This is a genomic window from Thermoflexus sp. (genome assembly GCF_042408365.1).
Lineage (GTDB): Bacteria > Chloroflexota > Anaerolineae > Thermoflexales > Thermoflexaceae > Thermoflexus.
Map to the genome: position 1 here is coordinate 1 of NZ_JBHOQJ010000117.1, position 2,467 is coordinate 2,467.

Genomic DNA, 2,467 nt, shown 5'->3' on the forward strand with positions numbered 1-2,467 from the left:
CCCCCCCCCCCCCCCCCGGCTCGCCCCCAAACTATCAACATCCCCCTCCCCGCGACCCGAAAGGCCGCGGGGAGGGGGATGAAGAGGGAGGGGCCATCCTTTGCGTCACCGCTGGGCTGTCTTTGTTCGAACTTGGAGAAGCCATGCTGCACGACAGAGGCGCCTGGGGGAGAAGGGGGAGGCAGCTTCTGTCATCCCCCATTCATTACTCGATCGCCGGAGCGGGGATCTCTTCCAGGAAGAGTTCATCGGAATCCTCGTCGTAAGCGAACAGCTCCGCGTAACGGCCCCAGTGGATCGCGATATCCAGCTGGCGCTCCGCCTCCTCGGGGGTGAAATCCAGCTGGAGCTGCTCACGGAAGTAGTCGGCGCTCACCCGGCCGTCGTCATCGGCGTGAAGGGCCTCATAGATCCAGCGGATGATCGGGAGGCGCAGGATGCGCCCGGCCACAATCTCTTTGCGGGCCAGGATGCTGGCCTCGGCGAAGGCCTCCCCGAGGGGCGTCAGGGTGATATCCCCCTCGGCCACCTTCACGAACCCTAACAGCTCCGCCGCCTCCACGATCGTCAACAGATCATCCAGCTCGTAGCGCAGCTCCTCCGCCAGCCGGTAAAGGTCCGCCCATCCTCCTTCCTCCAGCAGCTTCTCGGTTAACCCAGCCACCGCGTTAATACGGGCCTCCGGCATCCGGTAAGCCCGGCCCGGCTCCCCCGGCCGCTTCCCGGGCACTTGCTCCTCTGTCCGCCCCGCAATCGTCGCGTACACCCGGTCCACCATCACCTGGAAGTAAGCATCCTTCCGGCGGCGCGGGTGCGGCAGCCGCACCTCCAGCTCGGCGATCACCCGGCCGGGGTCCTTATCCATCAGGATCAGACGGTCGGCCATCCAGACTGCCTCTTCGATGTTGTGGGTGACCAGGAGGATGGCCTGGATGGGCAGGCGCTTCGAGAGCCAGAGCTCCATCAGCTCGCCCCGCAGCGCCTCTGCAGACAGCACATCGAGGGCGGAGAACGGCTCATCCATGCATAAGAGCTCGGGCTCGGCGGCCAGGGCCCGGGCGAAGCCCACTTTCTGACGCATCCCACCGGAGAGCTCCCGGGGATACGCGTGCTCGAAGCCGTCGAGGCCCACCAGGTCGATCAACTGAAGCGCCCGCTCCCGGCGCTGGGCGGGCGGCACCCCCCGGGCCTTCAAAGCCAGCTCCACATTGCCCAACACGGTCAACCAAGGGTAAAGGGCAAAGGTCTGGAACACGATCGTGGCATAGGGGTTAATCCCGCGCAGCGGCTGGCCTCGATAGCGGATCTCACCTTCGCTGGGCTGGGCCAGGCCGGTGATCATGCGCAACAACGTGGATTTTCCACAGCCCGATGGGCCCAGAAGCGCCACGAACTCCCCCGGGCGGATTTCGAAGGAAACCCGTTCCACCGCCACCACCTGCCGCGGCGGCCGTCCATAGATCTTGGAGACATTGCGCACCTCAACCAGCGGCCCAGTCCAGCTCATTGAAAGCCTCCAGGCGGCGGTTCTTCTTTCGCGCCAACGCCTTTTGAGAGAGCGCCGAAGCGCTCCATCCGCTCCCCGCGCGTTATCTTTAGCCGGATTGCAAAGACGACCTCCGCCATCTCTGAGGAGAGGAGCTTAAAGATAAACCTGCTTTGTCGCAAGGATAGAAAGGGTGCGGAGGAGGACCCCAGATGGAGCTTGTAAGCCAAGCCCTTACGGACTACCTCTGTTCGCAACAGAGCAAGATCAACCCTTTAACAATGTAACGCTGAACGGCCTTGAGCACAATCCTTGTCAGGGAGATCCAGCGGGGATATAATTTCTATGCATAAGCGGGGCGTGGCGCAGCCAGGTGAGCGCGCGTGGATCGGGACCACGAGGTCGGCGGTTCAAATCCGCCCGCCCCGACAGCACCGGCGGAGGGACAAGGGAGAAAACCCCTTCCGCCGGTTTTTATTATCCCTGGGTTCCGGGTGGTTTATCCGAAAGGCATGGATGATCGGGTCGATCACTTGCGTGGCTTCCCGCGGCGCTCCAAGGCGCGCAATGTCAGCCAGGCGCCGAGCAGCGCTCCCAGCAATACATAAAGCCATGGGCTTTCCACAAAACGAATCCAGGCGGTCGAAGCGCTCGAGGAGGTTACCGAAGGAGCACCGACGGCTGGGATGAACACTTGATATGGGGAAGGAGGCGGCGTCGGGGTTGGGATCGCTGCCATCCCCCATCCGTTCGCAAGCTCAGCGAGGAATCGATTCAGGGATACCACTTGCTCTCCCCCGGCATGGAAATTCCAAGCCCGAGGCTTGATTCCACTTAAGAAGCGCTAGGGACCAAGCACACCGTCGAAGGTTCATTTGCTCCGCCTGCTCTGTTGCACACAACCGGGGAGGTCCTCCCAACTCGTAGCGGCGAGCTTTCGATTCGTGGAATTCCCGCGAGGGGCGGGCCGCTTACGCGGCC

2 protein-coding genes and 1 tRNA gene are annotated in these 2,467 nt (G+C 63.0%); 1 reads left to right on the top strand and 2 read right to left on the bottom strand.

The annotated features are described in order from the left end of the window. Window positions 1–205: 205 nt before the first annotated feature. Window positions 206–1,507: a nitrate/sulfonate/bicarbonate ABC transporter ATP-binding protein gene (locus tag ACFMO5_RS05070; protein WP_376791674.1), complete on the bottom strand. Its 1,302-nt coding sequence runs from the start codon at window positions 1,505–1,507 to the stop codon at window positions 206–208. Between the two features lie 333 nt (window positions 1,508–1,840). Here ACFMO5_RS05070 and ACFMO5_RS05075 point away from each other — a divergent pair. Then, window positions 1,841–1,915 (top strand) — tRNA-Pro (locus tag ACFMO5_RS05075). 100 nt (window positions 1,916–2,015) lie between these two features. On the opposite strand, the gene ACFMO5_RS05080 is transcribed toward ACFMO5_RS05075, so the two are convergent. Continuing rightward, window positions 2,016–2,225: a hypothetical protein gene (locus ACFMO5_RS05080; protein ID WP_376791675.1), complete on the bottom strand. Its 210-nt coding sequence runs from the start codon at window positions 2,223–2,225 to the stop codon at window positions 2,016–2,018. Between the last annotated feature and the right edge of the window lie 242 nt (window positions 2,226–2,467).

Coding starts and splice junctions, on each gene's coding strand:
- ACFMO5_RS05070 (WP_376791674.1), bottom strand. CDS start 1,507: ATGAGCTGGACTGGGCCGCTGGTTGAGGTGCGCAATGTCTCCAAGATC.
- ACFMO5_RS05080 (WP_376791675.1), bottom strand. CDS start 2,225: ATGGCAGCGATCCCAACCCCGACGCCGCCTCCTTCCCCATATCAAGTG.